The 19,194-nt window shown below is 70.0% G+C and carries 19 protein-coding genes; 14 read left to right on the plus strand and 5 right to left on the minus strand.

The annotated features are described in order from the left end of the window. Positions 1-490: 490 nt before the first annotated feature. From ACIREO_RS38985 to ACIREO_RS39015, 7 genes are all read left to right on the plus strand, one after another. The gene (locus ACIREO_RS38985; protein ID WP_404119625.1) at positions 491-1,279 is read left to right on the plus strand and encodes a GntR family transcriptional regulator; all 789 of its coding nucleotides are present in this window, start codon (positions 491-493) and stop codon (positions 1,277-1,279) included. Beyond that, on the plus strand, positions 1,276-1,866 hold the full coding sequence (locus tag ACIREO_RS38990) for a UTRA domain-containing protein (protein WP_404119628.1): 591 nt from the start codon (positions 1,276-1,278) through the stop codon (positions 1,864-1,866). Before ACIREO_RS38985 ends, ACIREO_RS38990 begins: the two co-directional genes overlap by 4 nt. An 82-nt stretch (positions 1,867-1,948) precedes the next feature. Continuing rightward, entirely contained in the window at positions 1,949-2,731 is a 783-nt protein-coding gene (locus tag ACIREO_RS38995; RefSeq protein WP_404119631.1) for a GntR family transcriptional regulator, read from the plus strand. Next, the gene (locus tag ACIREO_RS39000; RefSeq protein ID WP_404119634.1) at positions 2,728-3,273 is read left to right on the plus strand and encodes a GNAT family N-acetyltransferase; all 546 of its coding nucleotides are present in this window, start codon (positions 2,728-2,730) and stop codon (positions 3,271-3,273) included. The genes ACIREO_RS38995 and ACIREO_RS39000 overlap by 4 nt, the downstream gene beginning before the upstream one ends. Positions 3,274-4,476: 1,203 nt before the next feature. After that, positions 4,477-7,110, plus strand: a complete 2,634-nt coding sequence (locus ACIREO_RS39005; protein WP_404119637.1) for a hypothetical protein — start codon at positions 4,477-4,479, stop codon at positions 7,108-7,110. Then, a complete protein-coding gene (locus tag ACIREO_RS39010) occupies positions 7,107-7,943 on the plus strand; it encodes a DciA family protein (RefSeq protein ID WP_404119639.1) in 837 nt (278 codons plus the stop codon). The genes ACIREO_RS39005 and ACIREO_RS39010 overlap by 4 nt, the downstream gene beginning before the upstream one ends. A gap of 59 nt (positions 7,944-8,002) precedes the next feature. Continuing rightward, positions 8,003-8,647 (plus strand): hypothetical protein, encoded by a 645-nt coding sequence (locus ACIREO_RS39015; protein ID WP_404119641.1) that lies wholly within the window; start codon positions 8,003-8,005, stop codon positions 8,645-8,647. A 31-nt stretch (positions 8,648-8,678) separates the two neighbouring features. Here the strand turns inward: ACIREO_RS39015 and ACIREO_RS39020 are convergent, their stop codons facing one another. The 3 genes from ACIREO_RS39020 to ACIREO_RS39030 are packed head-to-tail and all read right to left on the minus strand — an operon-like array spanning position 8,679 to position 9,838. Then, complete coding sequence (locus ACIREO_RS39020; protein ID WP_404119643.1) at positions 8,679-9,083, minus strand: hypothetical protein; 405 nt, start codon at positions 9,081-9,083, stop codon at positions 8,679-8,681. Positions 9,084-9,136: 53 nt separating this feature from the next. After that, positions 9,137-9,349, minus strand: coding sequence for a hypothetical protein (locus tag ACIREO_RS39025; protein ID WP_404119645.1), 213 nt, complete (start codon positions 9,347-9,349; stop codon positions 9,137-9,139). A gap of 21 nt (positions 9,350-9,370) precedes the next feature. Then, positions 9,371-9,838, minus strand: a complete 468-nt coding sequence (locus ACIREO_RS39030; RefSeq protein WP_404119647.1) for a hypothetical protein — start codon at positions 9,836-9,838, stop codon at positions 9,371-9,373. A gap of 204 nt (positions 9,839-10,042) precedes the next feature. Here ACIREO_RS39030 and tap point away from each other — a divergent pair, with 204 nt between their 5' ends. The 7 genes from tap (at position 10,043) to ACIREO_RS39065 (ending at position 15,714) form a co-directional block, all read left to right on the plus strand. Further along, on the plus strand, positions 10,043-12,265 hold the full coding sequence (gene tap / locus ACIREO_RS39035; protein ID WP_404119650.1) for a telomere-associated protein Tap: 2,223 nt from the start codon (positions 10,043-10,045) through the stop codon (positions 12,263-12,265). 15 nt (positions 12,266-12,280) lie between these two features. Then, a complete protein-coding gene (gene tpg / locus ACIREO_RS39040) occupies positions 12,281-12,838 on the plus strand; it encodes a telomere-protecting terminal protein Tpg (protein WP_404119653.1) in 558 nt (185 codons plus the stop codon). A 109-nt stretch (positions 12,839-12,947) separates the two neighbouring features. Further along, entirely contained in the window at positions 12,948-13,538 is a 591-nt protein-coding gene (tpg, locus tag ACIREO_RS39045; RefSeq protein ID WP_404119655.1) for a telomere-protecting terminal protein Tpg, read from the plus strand. 102 nt (positions 13,539-13,640) lie between these two features. Beyond that, entirely contained in the window at positions 13,641-14,402 is a 762-nt protein-coding gene (locus ACIREO_RS39050; protein ID WP_404119657.1) for a hypothetical protein, read from the plus strand. 264 nt (positions 14,403-14,666) lie between these two features. Further along, positions 14,667-14,900, plus strand: a complete 234-nt coding sequence (locus ACIREO_RS39055) for a hypothetical protein (protein ID WP_404119660.1) — start codon at positions 14,667-14,669, stop codon at positions 14,898-14,900. Further along, positions 14,900-15,172 carry a hypothetical protein gene (locus tag ACIREO_RS39060; RefSeq protein WP_404119663.1) on the plus strand — a complete coding sequence of 91 codons (273 nt, stop codon included), beginning with the start codon at positions 14,900-14,902 and terminating at the stop codon, positions 15,170-15,172. The genes ACIREO_RS39055 and ACIREO_RS39060 overlap by 1 nt, the downstream gene beginning before the upstream one ends. A 17-nt stretch (positions 15,173-15,189) precedes the next feature. Beyond that, the gene (locus ACIREO_RS39065; protein ID WP_404119666.1) at positions 15,190-15,714 is read left to right on the plus strand and encodes a hypothetical protein; all 525 of its coding nucleotides are present in this window, start codon (positions 15,190-15,192) and stop codon (positions 15,712-15,714) included. Between the two features lie 1,632 nt (positions 15,715-17,346). Here ACIREO_RS39065 and ACIREO_RS39070 read toward each other — a convergent pair. Both ACIREO_RS39070 and ACIREO_RS39075 read right to left on the minus strand, forming a co-directional pair. Beyond that, the gene (locus tag ACIREO_RS39070) at positions 17,347-17,727 is read right to left on the minus strand and encodes a MarR family transcriptional regulator (protein ID WP_054219678.1); all 381 of its coding nucleotides are present in this window, start codon (positions 17,725-17,727) and stop codon (positions 17,347-17,349) included. Beyond that, the gene (locus ACIREO_RS39075; protein WP_404119669.1) at positions 17,724-18,194 is read right to left on the minus strand and encodes a transcriptional regulator; all 471 of its coding nucleotides are present in this window, start codon (positions 18,192-18,194) and stop codon (positions 17,724-17,726) included. The genes ACIREO_RS39070 and ACIREO_RS39075 overlap by 4 nt, the downstream gene beginning before the upstream one ends. Positions 18,195-19,194: the final 1,000 nt, after the last annotated feature.

The following is a 19,194-nucleotide window of genomic DNA, read 5'->3' on the forward strand; positions in this document are numbered from 1 at the left end:
CGGCAGGAAGAGAGAAGGAGGGGTGTGTGCGGGACGGATGCTCTCTCCGCCCACCAGGCCCACGAGCCAACGGCTCGAATCCCGGCGGACAGACAGCGCATCAGCGCTGAGGTCGTACAAGCAGTGCTGCCGGCCGGGGGGTTTGATCGTGCTACCGCCTCCGACCACCTGCTCGACTCCGAAGAGACGAGCTGCGGAACTGCGATGGTGCAGTGGTGCGAGGTCATATGACCCAGCGTCAACCAGCCCTGTTGCGCTGGTCGTTGCCACTTCCTATCGGAAGCTGTTCCAGACGGTAGACCCACAAGGGCCCCGCCGTCAACAACTTCCAATAGGAAGTTTGCCGCACTTCCCGGTGACCCTGCGTGCGCGGGCCACCACGTCCGACCTGTTGAATAATCCCGGTTTTTTCCTGCGGGTCAAGCGGTTCCGTGCGTTAATACCGGAATTAAGGTTGGATGGGTCGTCAGACCGTAGGAAGGGAGGCGCCATGGCATCGCCACGGTGGAAGAAGCTCGCGGACGAGATCGCGAGCGAGATCGCGGAGGGCGTGTACCCGCCCGGCGCAAAGCTGCCAAGGATCGCCGACCTCGTCGCCGCCGGTCGCGGCTCACGAACCACGGTCCAGCGGGCATACAGCGAACTGAACGAGCGGGGCTTGACCATCGGCGTCCAGAAGCTGGGCACGATCGTGTCGCCCATCCTGGGAAAGATCCACCGCGATGGGACCGGCCGCTACATGCGTGTTGCCCGGGAGCAGAACGGTGCCCGCGGTGCCTTCGCAGCCGAGATCGAGCGCCTGGGAATGGCTCCGGTCAGCAAGACCGACATCAGCCGCGGCAGTTCGCCGGCGCGCATTGCCGAGCTGCTCGATGTCGATCCCTCAGCCCCGGACACCGTGCTGATCCGGGCGCGAGTCATGTCCGCCAGCGAGATCGTCGTCCAACTGGCCACGAGCTACTTCCCGGGCAGCGTCGCGTTCGGAACCCAGTTGGAACAGCAGGACACCGGCGCGGGAGGCTCGAAGTCCCGGCTGGAAGAGCTGGGCCACGGCCAGCGGACAATCACGGAGACCATCAACGTCCGCTCACCCAGTCCGGCGGAGGCCAGCGCTCTGGCCATCCCCATGGAACGCCAGGTGTACGAGATCACGCACGTAGCCCGTAGCGCAGAGGGGCGGGCCGTCGAGGTTTGCGTGCACGTGGTGTCGACGACGCTATGGACCCTGAGCTACACCTGGCCGATCGACCCGCCGGAAGCAGCTGTCGACCCGGCATGACCACCCATCAAAACCACGAGATGAAGGACGGTTTCCTCACCGTGAACGACAAGATCCTGCGCGACTCCTCGACCCGCTATCTGCGTGCCCGTCGGGAGGAGGGCGCCTCACGCGGAGCTTTCGACACCGAGATCAGGAAGTTGGGCGGCGTCCCGCGCGTCGAGACGACCGTGGAGCGCGACGCGGCCCCGGAGGCCGTCGCCGCGATCCTCGGTGTGGAGGCCGGCACCGAGACCGCCACTCGCAAGCGTCAGATGTTCAGCGCCGACCGCCTGGTGCAGTTGGCCGACTCGTACATCCCGCTCGATGTCGCCGAAGCTGCCGGGATCGAGCAGGCCGACCCGGGCAAGGGCGGGATCATCTCGCGTATGGCCGAGGCTGGCTTCGAGCAGGCCGAGGTCACCGAGGAGATCCAGCAGCACTCGGCGACCGAGGCGGAGGCGACCGCACTCGGCATCGAGACCGGCACTCTGCTGCTCCGCATCATCCATGTGGGCCGAACCAGCGAAGGCCGCGCCGTCGAGGTGACCGTGCACACCCTGGCTCCGAATGCTTGGGTACTGCGCTACAGCGTGCCGACCAGCTGACCGACCGCCGTTCGGGGCCGTTCAGCCCGTGGTTGATCGATTGGACGGCCCCACCCCATTACTTCCTATCGGAAGTTGCGCTATGGTTCCCGCCATGACTAAGAAGCCGGCTACGGCCAGATCGATCGCGGAGACCTTCCGCGCCCGGATCGACTCCGGTGGGCTGCAGCCGGGCGACAAGTTGCCCAGCACGAAGCAGATCTCGGCGGAGTTCGGCGTCAGCGAGCTCCTCGTGTATCGGGCCGTCACCCAGCTCAAGGAGTCCGGCCACGTCGTCGCGCGCCAAGGCGCGGGCGCGTTCGTGAGGGTCTACAACCCGTTGCTCTGGAACCCCGGCGAGTACGAACGTGGCGAGAGAAGCGACGACCCGGTGACCAACACCGACGACTGGAAAGCGCAGGTCCGAGCCCAAGGCAGGGAGCCCGAGCAGGGCGTCCCGCAGGTCTCGACCGAACCGGCGCCGAAGGACATCGCGAACTGGCTCGGTCTGGAGCCGGGCACACCTGTCGTTGCCCGCCGGCGGCTTCGTCTCGTTGACGGCGAGCCGTGCCAACTCGCCGATTCTTGGTTCCCTGTCGAGATCGCTGAGGGCACCCCTCTCATGGAAGAGCGCGACGTCACCATGAAGGGCGGCATCCTCGCTGCCACGGGCAATCCGCAGCACCGCATCCGCGACGAGCTCGACATCAGGATGCCCACGAGTGCCGAGATCGAGCGCCTCAACCTGCAGAACCTTCCGGGTACCCCTGTATGCCAGCACGTCCGAATTGGCTTCGGAGCAGACGGTCTTCCGGTCCGCGTGATGGTGACGATTGCTCCCGGTGACCGCAACCGGATCATCTACGAGCTGGAGATCAACCGGTGATCCTGCGCCCCGCCACTACGGCAGACGTTGACGCCTTGATGGCACTGCGTATCGAGGCAGAAGGCTGGCTCGCTGCCGCCGGAATTGACCAGTGGAGAAACCCTCAGACGCGCGGCCCGGCCTTGGCGAAGTGGATGGCTGATATCGAGGCTGGCCGCACCTGGGTCGTCGAGGACCAGGCCGTACTTGCCACGGTGACACTCGCTCCAGCCGACATGGATTTCTGGCGACCGGGCGACTCTCCCGAAAGCGCCGTCTACGTAGCCAAACTCATCACCGCTCGGGCCGCGAAGGGCAGCAACCTCGGCGGTCTTCTCCTGGACTGGGCCGGCAGCCAGGCGCGCACCCAGGGCAAGTCGTGGGTACGGCTGGACTGCTGGCGCGACAACCTGATGCTGCAACGGTTCTACCTGCGCGAAGGCTTTGAACACGTCCGCACCGAAGCCCCCGCCCATCGCCTGTCCGGATGGTTGGGTCAGCGGCCTGCCTCAGTCGTACGCCACTCGAAGGCAATCAACACACACCTAGGCGGGTTGACCTGATGGCGCCTCAGGGACTTACCCACTGGGTGACCCACCTCGGTCACGACTTTGCCGTCAAACACCGCAGTCTTCCCGGCATTCGCGACTTCTCGGGCGCGGTGCGTTTTCAGCCCCGCAATGTGTCGTCACACGGGGTTAGGGTGATCGCAGATTTGATCCATAACGGCGAGAACCCCCAAGACCGGGCATGGTCCGCTGGGGGCTCTCGAACGGGGCTAAGCCTCGTTGGGCGACTCACCTGGAAAGGAGGTGATCGCGGGATGAAGAGTACCCGCGTCGTCGGAACTTCACGTGCCGCTACGCCGTTTCACCATCGCGATCACGCCATCGGGTGCGCGCCTGGGCAGCTTGACGCCAACCTCCGTATTCAGGGGGTTGGGATGACCTAGCGGCCATCGACCGCGCGTGCCAAAAGAGTGGACTGCCAATCCACTTCGGCCCCGCGTGGCCCGTCTCGCCGACCAGATCAATATCCAGGTCGGCCGCCCAGTCGCCGGTTCACACCCGCCGCTGGGCTCCAGCTCACTGAGCTGGGTCTTCTTTATCTCAATCAGCACAACCCCGCCTTGCCAGGCGGGTCGCTCCACTCGGTCAGCCAAGACCGAGCCATTCCACCCGGTCTGCCAAGACCGAGCTGCTTCACCCGGTCTGCCAAGACCGAGCTGCTTCACCCGGTCTGCCAAGACCGAGCTCCACCGGCCCCTGCCAGGGCCACTGAACGGCCCTCACGGGCCACTGAAACATCCGTTCGAATCACCACAGGAAAGAAAGGCTCGCCTCTGGATCTTCGTCCGGCCGCCCGCTCCTCACGGAGTGGGCGGTCCCCTCACATCTCCATCGGTCGGCCCCTTCCCGCGTAGCGGGCGGAGGTGCGGCCATGAATCTGAAAGGTTGTTCCGCCATAGTGCACGATCTGGCGTCCCCCTGTCAGCCTGAGTTTGCCCGTTTCACCCCGGTTCATGGGTGGCGGGCTTCCCGTGTGACGGGATCCGCTCGGGCTATTTACGTAGTTCGCGGCATTAATCCTGATCACATCTTGGTCACAGGTGTCACACCGGCACCGGTGGGAGCTGCGGAGTCGCGCGGAGGGCTGTATGCCCTCGCGGCGGCCCGGACTCTGTCCACAGGGCCGGTCCTCCAGGCTCGCCGGATGACCTGTTCCTCTTCCTCTTCGCCGCGCCCCGTGTCTGTCCGGGTGGGCCGATGAGTGCCGTGGCGGCGTCGGCCGCCGTGCTGGACCACCCGCTGCGGGACGACGTCGACAACTCGGTCGACGGGGCCCGGCTTCCGGGGCAGCGGACCGCGCTGCGGTCGGTGCCGGCCTCCGGGAAGCCGGGCGAGAACGGCCTGGAGGATCCGCTGCGTCTGGGTCGGCGGATGAGGCTGCGGCTGCTCGCCGCGATCCAGGCGCTGCTGTCGGACCCGTCGATCGTCGGGTTGAAGGACGCGCCGCGGCTGGCGGCGGTGGTGCTGTACGCGAAGTCGCGGGCGCCCAAGGGCGAGAAGAACGACAACCAGACCTCGATCTGGGGCGCGGAGCTGGGCCGCTGGCTGGGCATGAAGGAGTCCACGGTCCACCACAAGGTGCTGCCGGTGCTCCGCGGCTCGGACGTGCTGCACACGCAGGTGGTGACGGACGCGAAGGGGCACCCGACCGGGCTGGATTGCCTGGTCATGCCGCTGTGGAACGCCCGCAAGAGCGGGGGAGCGGGGCACCCGCTGGCGCTGACGAAGGCGGAGCTGGCGACGCTGCTGCACCTCCTGGAGGCGCTGTTCGGGCACGGCTGGACGCCGGAGAACAAGGAGCCGACGCCGCCGGGTCTGCTGGCCGGCCGTAGGGGCAAGGGGGCTGCGACCGACCGGCTCGCTCTGCTGCTGATGGTGCTGAACACCCGGGCGTCGGGCTGGCTGCAGCTGTGCGGCGGCTCGGTGAGGGTGAAGGAGGGGCGCGGGGCGGCGACGCTGGCCCGGCTGCTGGGCTGCTCGCCCTCGGGGGCCCGGAAGGTCCTGGCCCGGCTGACGGAGGCCGGTGTCGTGGCGCGGCAGCGCAAGGCGACGTCGACGCGGATGAACGGCCGGGCCCGGGTCATGCTGCTGCCGGTGGCCCGCGCGTACGGGCGCTCGCCGGCCTCTGTGGAGGCTGTTGAGAGCGCCGGTCTCGGGTTTTCGGTGCGTCCTGATGGTGCGTGCGGAGATCATGCTCCGGCCGGTACGGCTGGTGCCCTTGGTACGTCTGGGATCGGCGGTGCTGAGAGCGCCGGAGATGCGGCGGATCAGGAGCGTCCCGATGGTGCAGCGCTCCACGCAGACCACGCTTCTGTGGTTACTCCCGTCGTTCCTCAGCAGCTTGATTGTGGTTTTTCCGGCGAAGGCCGTGGGGCTGAAGGCCGTCGGCCGGAGCGCGTGTGCGCGGGCGAGGACCGGGCCGTCGACGGCGAAGGCACCGCTGCCGCGTCGACGTCGCCGGTGGCCGGGGTTGGCCCGCTGCGCGGGGAAAAGCCGAAAGAGTCCGCGGTCGATGAGCTGGGTGGGCAGCGCGCTGCCGGTGCCGGGGCCCGTCGCCGGCTGAAGGCCGTGGGTGGTGGAAAGGCGCAGCAGCAGCGGAGGGTGGCCCTTCCGGCTGATCTTGGTCTGCGGGTGGCACTGGGGCCGGTGGCGTGGTTGTGGGGGCGGCTGTCCGGCTGGCAGCAGGACCGGGTGGAGGAGGTCGCGAAGGCATCGCTGGCGCAGGTGGTGGGCCTGGGAGTGGCGTCGGAGGGTGCGCCGCGTCTGCTGGCCGACCGGCTCGCCGACCGGCTGGAGCAGACCGGCGGCGAGGCCCTGGTCACCGACCCGTTCGGGTGGCTGCTCGGGCGGGGCCTGCCCCAGCGGCCGGCCTGCTCGCACCGCAAGTGCGACGACGGAATCCGGCTCGACACCGGCGAGGACTGCGAGAACTGCGGGAACGTGCTGCACCTGCGCCGGGCCCGCCGCGCCCGGATCGGAGCGGACATCGACCGGGAGTTCCCTGGCCTCGGTGACGACGAGCGGCGGCGCGTCCTCGAGGGGCGGTTGCGCGAGCAGGCCGCCCTGGAGGCGGAGGACTTCGTGTGGCGCCGTGAGCAGGCAGCTGCGGAGCAGGCCCGGCGGGAAGCGGCCCGTGCGGCTGACCAGGAGCGGGTGGAGCGTGAAGCGGCGGCCGCGGCTGCTGCCGATGCGGTGCGCCAAGCCCTGGCGTGCGAGGACTGCGGGCAGGAGCGGGCGGCCGGGCTGTGTGAGGCGTGCGGCTACCGGCGCCGGACCGAGGCCCTGATCGTGGAGGCCGGGATGGTCGCGGCCACCTGGTCCGCCGATCTCACCGACCTGGGCCACGTCGCCGCCACCGTCGCCGATGTGCGGGTGTCGCTGGAGCGCCAGATCGCTGCTGTCCGCGCCGACTACGTGCGCGCCATGGACCCGGCCGACCAGGACGGCGACCCGGCGGGTACCGCGTCCGTCCTCGCGTTCGGCGCCCTCCACACCGCTGAGCAGGCCCTTGCGGAGTACCGGCGCAACGCCCTGGCGATGCTGGGGCAGAGCGAGGAAGCCGAGACGGAGGCGAAGCGGGCCTACAAGACCGAGCAGGGCCGCCGCTGGTTCCAGCACAACCCGCACGGTGCGGACGCCGTCGCAGCGGCGACGAAGGCCGCCGACACCGCCCGGGAGCGCGCTGTCGAGTACCTGATGGCCACGCGCCTGGAGCAGCTGCGCGCGCAGGCGGCGGCCCGCACCGAGACGGCCGTGCCCGCGCCGTGGACGGACCGGCTGCCCGAGCTCGCCACCCGCCGGCTGGACGGCGACACGGCGGTGATCGCATGACCACCGAGACGCAGCCGAGCGGCGTCGACCTCGCGCGCCAGGCCCTGCTCGCCGCCCGGGAAGCGGCGAGGAAGAACGGCGCCACCACGAAGAAGCCGAAGCGGCGCACCGGCACCGCCGTACGACGCGACGGCCGGGAGCCGCTCGGTCTGGGGAGCGCGATCGGGATGATGATGACGGAGCGCGGCATGGTCGCCCCGGCCGCCGGCGGAAGCGTCCTCGCCCAGTTCGACGCCATCCTCGCCGCGACCGTGCCCGAGCTCGCCGGACGGGTCCGGGCGGTGGCGTTCGACGCGGACACCGGCCGCCTGGAGGTCGCCCCCGACGTCCCGGCCTGCGGCACACAGCTCCGCTGGAGCGCGCCGAAGCTGATCGAAGCGGCCAACGAGCGGGTGCGAGGCGCGAACGTCCGCGCCCTGCACGTCCTGGCGCCCGCACCCATGACGGCCGGTCCCGCTGCCTCGGTCGCCGCCCCGGCCCCGCAGGTGGCCGCGCCCGCCGTTCCGGTGGAGCGCCGGCCGCCGCCGGACGGGTACCGCCGTGCGATCGAGGCGCACCGCCAGGCCGCACGGCCGTCCCGGGTGGATCCGGGTATCGCGGCGGCGGTGGAGCGGCAGACGAAGGCGATGCGGGAGCTGGCGCGGCGGGCGTTCCCCGAGCCGGGTGTCGTCGCGGACGATGCGCCGGCTGAGATCGGGCAGGCCCGCGTCCAGCGCCGCCGCCAGGCCGCCACGACGGAGGCCGCGGCGCTGCGCCGGGCCCGCGCCGAACGAGCCGGAGCACCCGCCGCAGTGGCACCGCCCCCTCGGCAGGCGGCCGGTGAGGTGGCATGAACCGACGTCTTGATGAGGCGGGCACCACTACCGTGAGCAGCGACTTCCTGGGAGGGATCGTGACTTCGTCTCCGCAGTTCACCAAACTGGACCGGCTGACTTCCGATGAGGTGGGGGCCCTGCGCGACCTGTTCTGCGCGTGCGCGGACCTGAGACACGAGCTGCGGAGCGCAGACGTCCTGGGGCACCGCGTGGATCAGACGCTGAGCAACACGAACCGCTACACCGAGGGGCAGCGGTTCACCCGTCATGCCGGGGCGCTCCTGGCGCTTGAGCAGGCCACGGTCGACTACGAGATCGAGGTGGAGAACCTGGCGTGGAAGCACGTCAGCGCGTGTGTGATGCTCGCGACCGCGTTGTTGGACAGGCTCGCCACCAATGCACCCGGGCTGTCGGTGGAGACGCTGGAGGAGCTGACGTCCGAGCCGTGGATGAGCGTCCTGTGCGCTGGGCTTTCGCTGCCCGGGGAGCGGCTCCTGCCCGGGTGCAGCGGCGGGCCGCTCGACCATTTCGAGCTGGACCGGAAGAAGATGCTCGCCCGAGCGGAAGCCCTTGGAGGGCGAAACGTCGCAGACGGCGGCCTGGACTTCCTCCTGACCGAGGCGAAGACCGGCGGTCCGTTCGGGGACATGGGGCCGTGGTTCGACTGGGCCAACTACCTGGTCGCCCAAGAAATCGCCCATCGTGGTCAGAGCATCTCCTGATGGGCGACAGCGGGGCCCATCAGCCCGACCTCTATTCGGAACCGAGTCGTGCGTCGATGACGATGGGTGGAATCGGCTTCCCCTCCGCCTCCTTGAGGTCCACCTGGTCCAGTACCGCGGCGGCGGCGTCGTAGACCCGCTGGTAGACGGCCCGCTCGTGGGGGTGGGCGACGGAGTAGCCGCGCGCTCCGCGGAACAGCTTGGCGAGCACGAGGGCCAGTTGTGGGCCGGTCAGGCTGACCGGCTGCAGGTCCCGGCCCTCACCGCCGGCGTCCCGGCCCGGCAGGGCAATGATGTCGTTGCGGCGGGCGCACTGGGAGTGGACGGCCCGCCAGGTGTCGCCCGCACAGATGAGATCGACCGAGGCCACCCCGGCGGCTTTGACCAGGCGGTCCTTGTGCTTGCCGGTGAACACTGCCACCAGGTTGTCGAGCACGCTTGTTTCTCCACTTCGACGGCGGGACGGACACGGGTTCCTGGAAAGGCGGATCAGGTCTCGGAGACGTCGCTGTTCGCGGGGCGCTCCAGGCGGCGGAGCAGCAGCTCTGCGCGGATGAGTACGGCGATGCCGGTGACCGTTGCAGCGAGCATGACCAGCCAGGCCGCGGCCTGCCACGTCGATTCGGTCCGCAGTACGTACGGCGTGAACACCGCCATCACAACGGCGAGCACAGTGATCGCGGCCAGCCAGACGAGTCTCATCACGTTCTCCCTCAAGCGTCGTCAGGACGGATCAACCGGCGCCGCTTCCTTCGGGCGCAGGGTGTCGAGCAGTTGCGGGGACAGCGCCGGCGGCAGGAGCCACAGACCGCCGATGCCGATGGTCGTGACCATCAAGGTCAGTACCACGGCGACGAAGTCCCGGTGCGCGGAGCCGAAGAAGCCGGCCATCAGGGACAGGGCGACGACGAAGACCATCATGAAGCGCCAGCCCTTGCGGCCCAGCAGGAATGGGCGGGCCTCGGTGCTGTACCACCAGGACGTGCTGGACATCGTGGTGAAGCTGAACGCGGCGAGCGGGACGACGATCGGCAGCCAGAAACGCAGGTCGTCATCGGCGGGGAGCTGCTGCCCCCAGCGGTCGCCCATGTGGTGCAGGAACCACAGGTACAGCGGGACGCTCACGAGCGCGTACAGCCACAGCGCCGCCCGCATCGCCCAGTCGACCGGGCCGATCTTCCCCTTTGCCATGGTCACGACGGTAATGACCCGCGTCTCCCGCCGGTGCGCATTCGTAAGAACCAGCCATGGCGCGGATTCGCCGCGCCATGGCGCGCCCTGCGGGGTCAGCGCGAAGCGTCGCCTCACCCTCAAGAGTGGTCGTACGGTGTTCGTACGGTCGAAGTACGCCATTCTTACGGTTCATGGGGTAGAGTCTGCGTCAGGAGGTGTTCCATGTCCGAGATGTTCGACGCTGTCGACGCGCTGGTCGCGTCCCGCTCTCCTCTACCGTCGGCGGAGGAGCGCAAGCGGCTGCGGGTCGCCCACGGCCTGACGCTGGACGACATCGCCGGCGCGCTGAACGTGCGCCGGGCCACGGTGTCCGCCTGGGAGTCGGTGAAGAAGCCGACCGAGCCGCGCGGCCCCGAGCGTGAGGCGTACGCGCGGCTGCTCAAGCAGCTCGCGGAGCTCTACCCGGCCCCGGTGCCCGCCACGTTCACCGGCGCACCTGCCCCGGCGGAAGTCCGGTCTCTGTCCACAGGTCCGGCGTCCGAGGCTGCGGTCATGACTGCAACCGAGAACACCCAGCCCCCCGCCCCGGCCCCTGTCGCCGCTGCTCCGGCCGCCGCGTCGCGCCCGGCGCCCGCCACCAGGAGCACGCCGACCTCGCGCCGTCCCGGCACGCGGAAGGCGGCCCCGGCCAATACCCCGGCGGGCGGCACCGATCCGCGGTTCGAGAACGGACCGCTCGCGGTCGTCGACGTCGAGGACGGGAAGGTGCTGGCGTACTGCACCGGCGGCCTGGTCCTGGACGTGCCCGCCAAGTCCCTGCCGTCCCTGGTCGACTGGACGCTCAAGGAGGCGAAGCTCGGGCAGCCGAAGCTGTCCGGCCCGGGGCGGCCCGCCGACCCGCTGCTCGTGCTCACCGAGGCCGCCCTGGAGCGCTACGGCCTGCCCGTCGCGTTCACGGCGGAGGAGAAGGACGCCGGTCGGATCCCGGAGGGCCACAAGGTCATCAAGCAGCTGGTGCGCGCCGACTGGAAGCTCACGAAGAGGGGCTTCGGGCCGTGGGCGCGGATCTTCCGCCCGGCCAAGGGCTCGGAGCGCCAGTGCGTGCAGCTGTGCATCCCGTCGTGGAACGCGCTGGACGCCCGGTTCTGGGGCGACGCCGCGCAGCTTCCGCCGGCGGAGCTCGCCCGCGTCCTGGGCGTCTACGCGGCCCGGGTGATGACGCCGCGCGGCTCCACCGCCGTCACCGGCCTGGAGCTGATGACCGCGCTGCACCCGCCGACCCACGCCGTACGCGATGAGGAGACCGGCGCCCTGCGGCAGTCCGAGACCAAGACGCCCGGGTCGCTGGGTAAGGACCCGGTGGACTGCGCGCCGTGCGAGGCCCCGGACGGGCACCCGCTGCTGGCGGACCTGCCGCGCTTCACCGTCCGGGGACCGGACCAGAAGCTGTTCGAGGAGGCGTACGACTGGGCGCGGCCGATGACCGATGCCGAGTGCACGCTGCGCTACCTGGTCGGACTGGACGTCAACATGGCGTTCGCCGCCGGCGCGAACGGGCTGAACGTCGGCCTTAGTGAGCCGACGCAGGTCAAGAACCCGGTGTTCGACCCGAAGCTGCCCGGCTCGTGGCTGGTCGACCTGTCCCACGTCGACCTGTCGAAGGTGAAGGTCGGCAAGGAGTGGGTGGAGCTGGACGGCTCGCTGCTCCCCTCCCCGTTCACGCCGAAGGGCGACCGCCCGACGGGCCCGGCCTGGTACGCGACGCCGACGGTGGCGTACGCCCAGGAGCTCGGCTACGACGTCGCGCCGGTCGAGGCGTGGGTGCGGTACGAGAGCGGCCGTTACCTGGACGGCTGGTACGGGCGGCTGCGTGACGCCTTCCTCGCCACGATGGCCGACCTCGGCGTCGACGCCGACCTCGCCCCGGCCGACTTCCTCGCCGCGATGGACGGCTACAAGGACCGCGACCCGGAGCTGACGATCGTCGTCTCGGCGATCAAGGCGACGGTGAAGGGCGGCATCGGCAAACTGCGCGAGCGGCCCCGCGGTGAGGGCTGGCGGTCGGGCGAGCGGTGGCGTGCCCTGGAGCGCCCGACGTGGCGCCCCGACATCCGGGCGGCGGTCATCTCCCGTACCCGGATCAACCTCCACCGGAAGATCGTCAAGCACGCGGCGTTCACCGGGCAGTACCCGATTGCGATCCTGTCCGACTGCGTCGTCTACGCCGCGAACGGGCCCTCGCCGCTGGACTTCCTGCCCTACCGGGAGGGCAAGCCGCTCCCGGGTGGCTTCAAGCTCGGCATCAACCCCGGCCTGGTCAAGCACGAGGGCACCCAGTCCGTCCTGTGGGGCGAGGAGGTCCGGGACAAGTTCAACGCCCCGGAGCTCAACCTGGCCCGGTCCATCAAGGACGGCACCGTCACCGACGCCGACAACGGCGAGTAGGGGAGTACGCAGGCGATGAGCATGTTCGGGGACGGCCTGGACAAGGCGGTGCAGAAGGCGTTCACCCGCCCGGCACCCAAGTCCGCGGGCCCGCAGATGCGGTACATGGTCAAGCAGCTCGGCGGCACGAAGGCCGTCGCCGAACTGCTCGGCATGTCCCAGCGGCAGGTGGAGCGGTACGTGGCGGGCAAGGCGAAGAAGCCGCGCGCCGACCTCGCCGCGCGCCTGGAGCGCGAGGTGACCAAGCGGTGGCAGCCTCAGATCCGGGCCAAGGCCCGCGAGAAGGCGGCGACGACCGGCGGCATCGTCATCGACGCCCGCGCCCGCATGGGCTACACCGCGCCGATCGGCTCCACGGACCAGGACCGCATCCGGCACCTGACCGTCGCCCTGCCGCCCGTCTACGCCGCCCGCCTCTTCGACGCCCAAGCGGCCGGGGTCAGTGACGACCGCCTGCGGGAGATCGCGGCCGAAGCACTCAAGGAGGTCTACTTCCAGGACGGCGGCCGCCGCGCCGGAAGCCTGGATGAGGTCCGCATGCTCGATGTCGAGCACCTGGAGTTCGACCTGTAGCAGCCTGCCCCGAACAGCCCGCGAGCCCGGACCAGTTGGTCCGGGCTCGCTCGCGTGTGGGGGCGAAAGCCCGGCCACTGTCCACAGGTGAACCGTGGTCCCTGGAGGTATGAGCGATCACGAGCAGCAGCAGCCGGCCCCGCGCCGCGGCAAGATCCTGGAAGCCCTCGCGCGGGCGGAGCGGAAGCTCTTCACCCGGCCCGCCCCGAAATCGGCAAAGGCACGCATGAAATTCCTCCGCACGCGCGAGGGCGGGTCCACCGCAGCCGTGGCGGAGCGCCTGGGCACCTCACGCCGGACGGTGGAGCGCTACCTCGCCGGGAAGCTGAAGAAGCCGCAGAAGCGTCTCCAGGCCGCCTTGGTGGAAGAGACGGAATCGGAGTGGCAACCGCAGGTCAGGGCACAGGCACGCGCACAGGCGTCCACGTCCCGGGGGATGATGGTGGAGGTGACGGCGTACTTCGGATTCACCTGCACGGGCAGCTCGGACGACGGCCGCGAGCGTCAGATCACCACGGACATCTCGCCCTTCTACGTGAAGCAGATTCTGGAGCTCCAGGAAGCTGGTGCGACGGAGGAAGATCTACACCCGATCGTCGCGGCGGCCATCACCGAGTCGTATTTCACGGACTGGGGCACACTGGCCGATGGTCTGCGCGCAGATTTCACGTCGGTGACGAAAATAGCTTTCAATTTCTGACCCGCCCGAATTCAGGGCCTGCTATAAAACGTATCGGCGGGCCGTCGTACAGCGCTCTGGCGGCGGCCCGCTCCATTCCTCACCACGAATGCGAGACCGAAGATGACCAGGATGTGGCCGCCCGGCGGCGATACCCGCCGACCGCTGCCCCCGTACGCCGCTGCGCCCCGTGAGCCGGTCGACCAGGCGAAGGTGGGCCGCGGCTCGGTGCGCCGCCGCGCCCGGGGCATGACGCACACGGAGGCCGCGGCCGCGCTCGAGGACGCCCACTTCATGGCCCGGCAGGACTCCCGGCACGAGGACCTGGCGAACGATGAGCGCGGACCGGCGGAGCTCGCGGAGTGGGCGCGCATCACGCAGCTGCTCGCCGGGACCGACGACGTGTACGACCCGCAGGGCGACGTCGTCGTCCAGGCCGAGCTCGCCGCCGACGCCGCGGCCGCCGCCGCCCGGGAAGCCGAGCTGCGCGAAGCCCAGCGGATCGCGGCCCGCGCCGACGAGGTCCAGGCGCTGCGCGAGCTCGGCACCCTGGAGCAGGCCGAACCCCGCACCGGTGACGAAGCCGTACGCGACGAACTCACCCGGCGAGCCGGCGGGTACGTCCAGGCCGACGTCGACGCCTGGCTCGCGCACGCCCTGGCCGCGCACCTCGGGCACTACCGCGACCCCGCCGCCCGCGAGGAAGCCGCCGGCCTTCTCAACGCGCCGGTCCTCGCGCACGCCGCGCTGCTCGCCGAACTCGCCCGCCTGGTCCCCGGCGCCGACCTCGGTGAGCTGGCGTTCGCGGCCCGGATCGCCACCACCGAGCCCGAAGCCGCCGATGCTCTCGCCGCGTTTCTCACCCGCGCCCACCCCGCCCGCTGATTACCAAGGGTGACTGTCACGCTGTCACGCTCGGGGTGTCACGCACCCCCGATCCGGCTGTCACGCTGGGGTGTCACGCTGCCCATCGGGCCCGCAATCACGGGGCCGACCCCCGGATTTCGGCCCCGCACCGAACAGCGTGACACCCCGCCGGAAACGACTACGGAGCGCAACCGATGCCCAATTCGGCCGGAGCGGTCCCCGGCCCGCGCCCCCGGCGATACCGTGGTGAGCAACGCCAGTTCCGGCCCTCTGGAGTCCACGATGAGCGAACAGCCGGCCCCCGCCGACACCGCCGCCCGGCAGCTGGAGCCCGCGGCCGCCGACGCAGTGCGCGCGTACGCCGCCAAGACCCGCGCCGACGCCGACCGCTTCGCCGCCGTCCTGGAGGACATCGCCACCAACGGCCTGCCCGACCCCGAGCAGTGCACCCCATGGGAGGAGCTGCGCGAGGCCCACCTCACCCGCCTCACAGCCCAGCGCCCGGCCGTCGCCTGATGCCCAGGCAGCACGGCCCGCGCCGCGCCCGGATCACGTTCTCCGACTCCGCCGCGAAGCAGCTGGAGAGCATCACCAGCGAGGCGGACATCCACGCCCTGGACCGCGCCCTGGTCGTCATCTCCGTCAACCCCGGCATCGGCGAGCCGCTCCCCGGCACCGACGCCGGCCCCCAGCTGCGCGAGTACGCCGACGACGTCGAGCGCGTACGGCTCTTGTACTGGGTTTCGGTGTTGGGGACCGTGATCGTCGTCGCGTACATCGAGGTCTAGCCGCCGAAGGAGCCGAGGTGCCCCACCTCATCCAGCAGCTCTCCGCCCACCGCAACCTCGGTGGACTCCGCACCGCCCCGACGGGCTGCTCCCTCCCGGCCGCCACGCTCCGCGAAGGCCCGGCACGGGACGACGGGCCGGGCGCGGCCTGGCTCGTGTTCCTGTGCCCCGCCCACTCCGAGGACCTGCCCGCGTGGCCCGCGGCCGCGTCCCACCCCGACGACGGCTCGATGTCCTGCGGGACCGTCCTGGACTACCGCACTGCCGAGCAGCAGCTCCGCTCGCACGCCGACCTGTGGCTGACGGCCCTGACCGGCGTCGACCCGAAGGCGCTGGGCTACGTCTGGTCCGACGTCCTGGACCAGGCCGACCGCGTGCTGCTCGCCCGCGTCGAAGAAGCCGGCGCCGACGGCGAGGACAGCCCGCTGCAGAACATGCTGGCGGTGATGGGCCTGGCGTGCCGGGCCGCGGCTGAAGGCGACCTCGAAGTGGCGGCGACGTCCCTGGGGCACTGCGAGACCCTCGCCCAGCGCCTGCCGTGACCGGGAGGTGCCGTCGGCACCTACGGGCAGACGGCGGACCTCATGTTCGTTGTTTGGTGAGGGATCGGGTCCGTCGTTTGGTGAGGGATCGCTCGCGTAAGAGGAATACCTAGGACTGACTGACCAGATGACGAGCGCGCTCTTCCCACCCGCCGTAGGCGAAGTACCGGTAGGTGAAGCTGTGGAAAACCCGGCTGACGCGACGGCGCGCACGGATGCGCCGGGCGGTCTCGCGCTGCGCGCGGATGAGATCGGCACCGTCAGCAGAGAGAGGTTCGACGCACGGGCCTTGCACCCTTGCACCCATCCCCGGGTGCTCCTCGGGGCGCCGCTGCGGGAGCCACGGCCAGCGGTTCGTCGCGGGCCGGATCCGCAGCCGTTCTTGCACCCCATCAGTAGGTAGTACAGGTAGTACCTATGTGCGGGTTGAACTCTCTTCCCCCTGAGAACGAAGCTCGCCACGCGGGGAAATCCTCACCCGCTCACCTGCACCGACGCCCGACTACGACCCCGCCCGCATGATCCTTCCCGGCGCTGTACGGCCGCCTGCGGCGTTTTGACGCCCTCCGGGCTCCCCGAATGCGTCCAGGGCCCACAGAGGCGCTCACAGCGGCGCACAGCGGTTCGAGCGGGCAGGGGAGCGCCGGGCCCGCGGCAACGGCCCCAGGACCGAGGTCGCCGCGTCTTCCGTCCCGGAGCTGCACCCTCGCCGTTCCCGGCCGCGAGCCCCGCTCTCAGGGGGAGGAGAGTTCTACCCGCGCATAGGCACTACAACTACTTACCTACATTGGGGTGCAAGGAACGGTGCCGCCACGGCCCCGGCCAGACGCCCTGGCGACCTCCCGGCGAAGCCCTGACGAGCACCTCCAGCACCCGCCGGACCTTGCACCCTTCCGCCCTCGGTCCGTCCTGCTGCACGAGCCGCTGCTCCTGGTGGTGAGGGTGCAAGGACGTCTGCTGCAAGTCCGCTGAGATGTGCAGCAGAGCGGAGCGCAGTAATCGCACGGCCAGGCGGCACAGGGCTGCTGCACGGGTAGCAAGGGCAACCTCACCGGTGCAGCGGATGGCCGCTGAACCGGGGCAGCCGCGGGCACGGCTGCTGCAACCGGGTCGCCGACCATGGCTAGGCCGGCGACCCGGACAGCTCCGAGCGCGTCTGGGGCTGCGCGTCGGCGGGGGCCTGTCTCGTACGGGGGCGGGTGATCTCGGATTTGTACAAGGTGGCGTGGCGCTTTGGTGTCGACGCAGGCACCCCGCTTTCCCCTCCAGGGGAACGATGTACGCGCTGGTCGGCGGCAGGCTCCCCTCAACACGGACTTCGTTCTGCGCCTCCAGAACACGTCGGTAGCACCAGCGAGACCGACGTCGTACCGCGCATGCCGCTGACGTGGGTAAACGCGTAGCAGCGCTGAGGGTTTCCCCTAGAGGGGAACGATGTATCACCAGGGGGGCGGCGCGGCTGTTGCCGCAGGTCAGCGCGCTCGGGCGAGGCCCTGAAGCAGCGCCAAAAGGCCGCCCCACCTGCCGTTTCCCGCCCAGGGGAACGATGTAACGCCTCTCCCGCGATACGAGAACGGCGCCGCACCCTGGTGAGGTGCAGCGCCGTGGTGCCCGGCCGGGCGGGCGGCCGGGTCAGGAGGCGTGAAGGTGCCGGACGGTCGCCAGGGGCGCGTCCGCGTCGTCGTCCGGCGCTCCGGGCGCCGGCGGTAGGCCCGACGCCTTGGCACCGAGGCGGTAGAACTTCACGCCGACGGCGCTGTAGGCAAGCTGGAGCCAGCCGTTCTCGGCGAGCCGGCCGATGCTGCGCGAGGCGCTGGTGGTGCTCAGGCCGACCATGCGGCCGATGTCCGTGGCGGTGCTGCGGACCGGCTCGCCCATCGGGACGGCCGTGGCGTAGTACATGAGGACCTTGAGGTCAGCGCCCTGCTTGAGCTGGGACCGGAGGAGGAGGTCGTTGAGCTCTGCGGCCTCCATGAAGCGCGGGGCGAACGGCTCGGCGATCTGCGTGGTCATGACGCCTCCTTCTTCTCCGGCGGGCAGGTGGTCGACGGGTGGCGCGCGTGCTGTGTGGCGTGCCGCTGCTGTCCCGAGGAGCCGTCGTAGGCCGCCCGGGGATTCAGCTTGTAGAACTTCACCCGACCCACCTTCTCCGCCTCCAGGAGGTAGCCCCCACGATGAAGGCTACCCACCGACTTGCTCACCGCGTTCGGACGCAGCTCCAGGTTGATGCCGATCTCGCGGAAGCTCTCGCGCAGCGGCTCGTCCCCGGGGGGCGAGTTGAACAGGTAGTAGCCCCAGACCAGCTTGTCATTCTTCGAGTACCCGCTGTCCTTCGAGAACAGCGCCGCGCCCAACTTCTTGCTGGCGTTGACGTGCCGGCCTCCGCCGCTCCACGTAAACGGCTTGTCGTTCTTGTCGAGCAGCTCCAGCTGGAGGTACTCGCCAGTGCTCGTGTTGGCTGCTGGCCTTGCCCGGCCCATACCGCTCCTCACCTCGGGCTTTCCCCTGGAGGGGAACGATGTACGCGCCCTGACCGTAGTGGGCATTTCCCCTGGAGGGGAACCGCCACGCCGAACTTGCCCCGAATCGGCACATGATCATTTCCCCTCTAGGGGAAAGGTGCGTCCCGATTGATACTCAACTAGCCCTCAGCGATACATGGCATGGCCGCTGAGCTGCGGTGATGCTTGATCGCTCTATACGCACCCATCTCGCCGCCCACGGGTGCCGGCCGGACCCGAGGGGGCTGAGGCGGCTTCGCGTGCGGCTCCGTGGCCTTCGCGCGGGTCGTGGACGGCAGCAGCGGCTCTGAGTCTCGGGTGGAGCCGACCGTGACGAGAGAAGCGCCAACGAGAGGGGCTGAGGTCCGTAACGGGTTCCGCCGCCCGGCCCGAGGGGCCGTTCGCCTCCGGTACCTCCGCACGCCGGAATTCCGACTTTCCCATATCTGAGGTACCGTTCTGTGGCTCGGGTCCACAGCTTCCCAATTCGTTATTCCTCGGCTGAGTGGTGGAACTGAATTCCGGCGCTGATGCCGTATCAAAAAGCGCGCCCCGCCCGGGTGGTTGGGGGGTGTCCCGTGTTTCCGCCAACGGTACATGCTGCATCAAACCGATGCATGCACTACACTGGAACTCACACGAACGAGCGACCCCCACCCTCACAGTCAGCCAAGCCCGCGCCAGCGGGCCCTAAGGTTCTGGAGGCGCAGCCGGAAGGACCGTCAGGCGGGGGAGCGCAGCGGACCCGCCCAGGAGTGCGAAGCACTCCCCAACTCCCTTACTGGAGGCCCCACTAGCCGCACCACCACACCCCAGCAGCCCGCCCGCGCACCGCGCGGCCAGCCGGGCGCGCAGCGGCCGGCCCCACTGCCTCCAGGAGCGCAGCGGAGGGAGGCGCCCACGCTCCGCGTGGGCGAAGGGAGCGCAGCGACCGCGCCCCTTGCACATCGCGCAGCGATGTGGTACCCGCTCCGCGGGG

Source organism: Streptomyces sp. NPDC102441, from assembly GCF_044765585.1.
Taxonomy (GTDB): domain Bacteria; phylum Actinomycetota; class Actinomycetes; order Streptomycetales; family Streptomycetaceae; genus Streptomyces.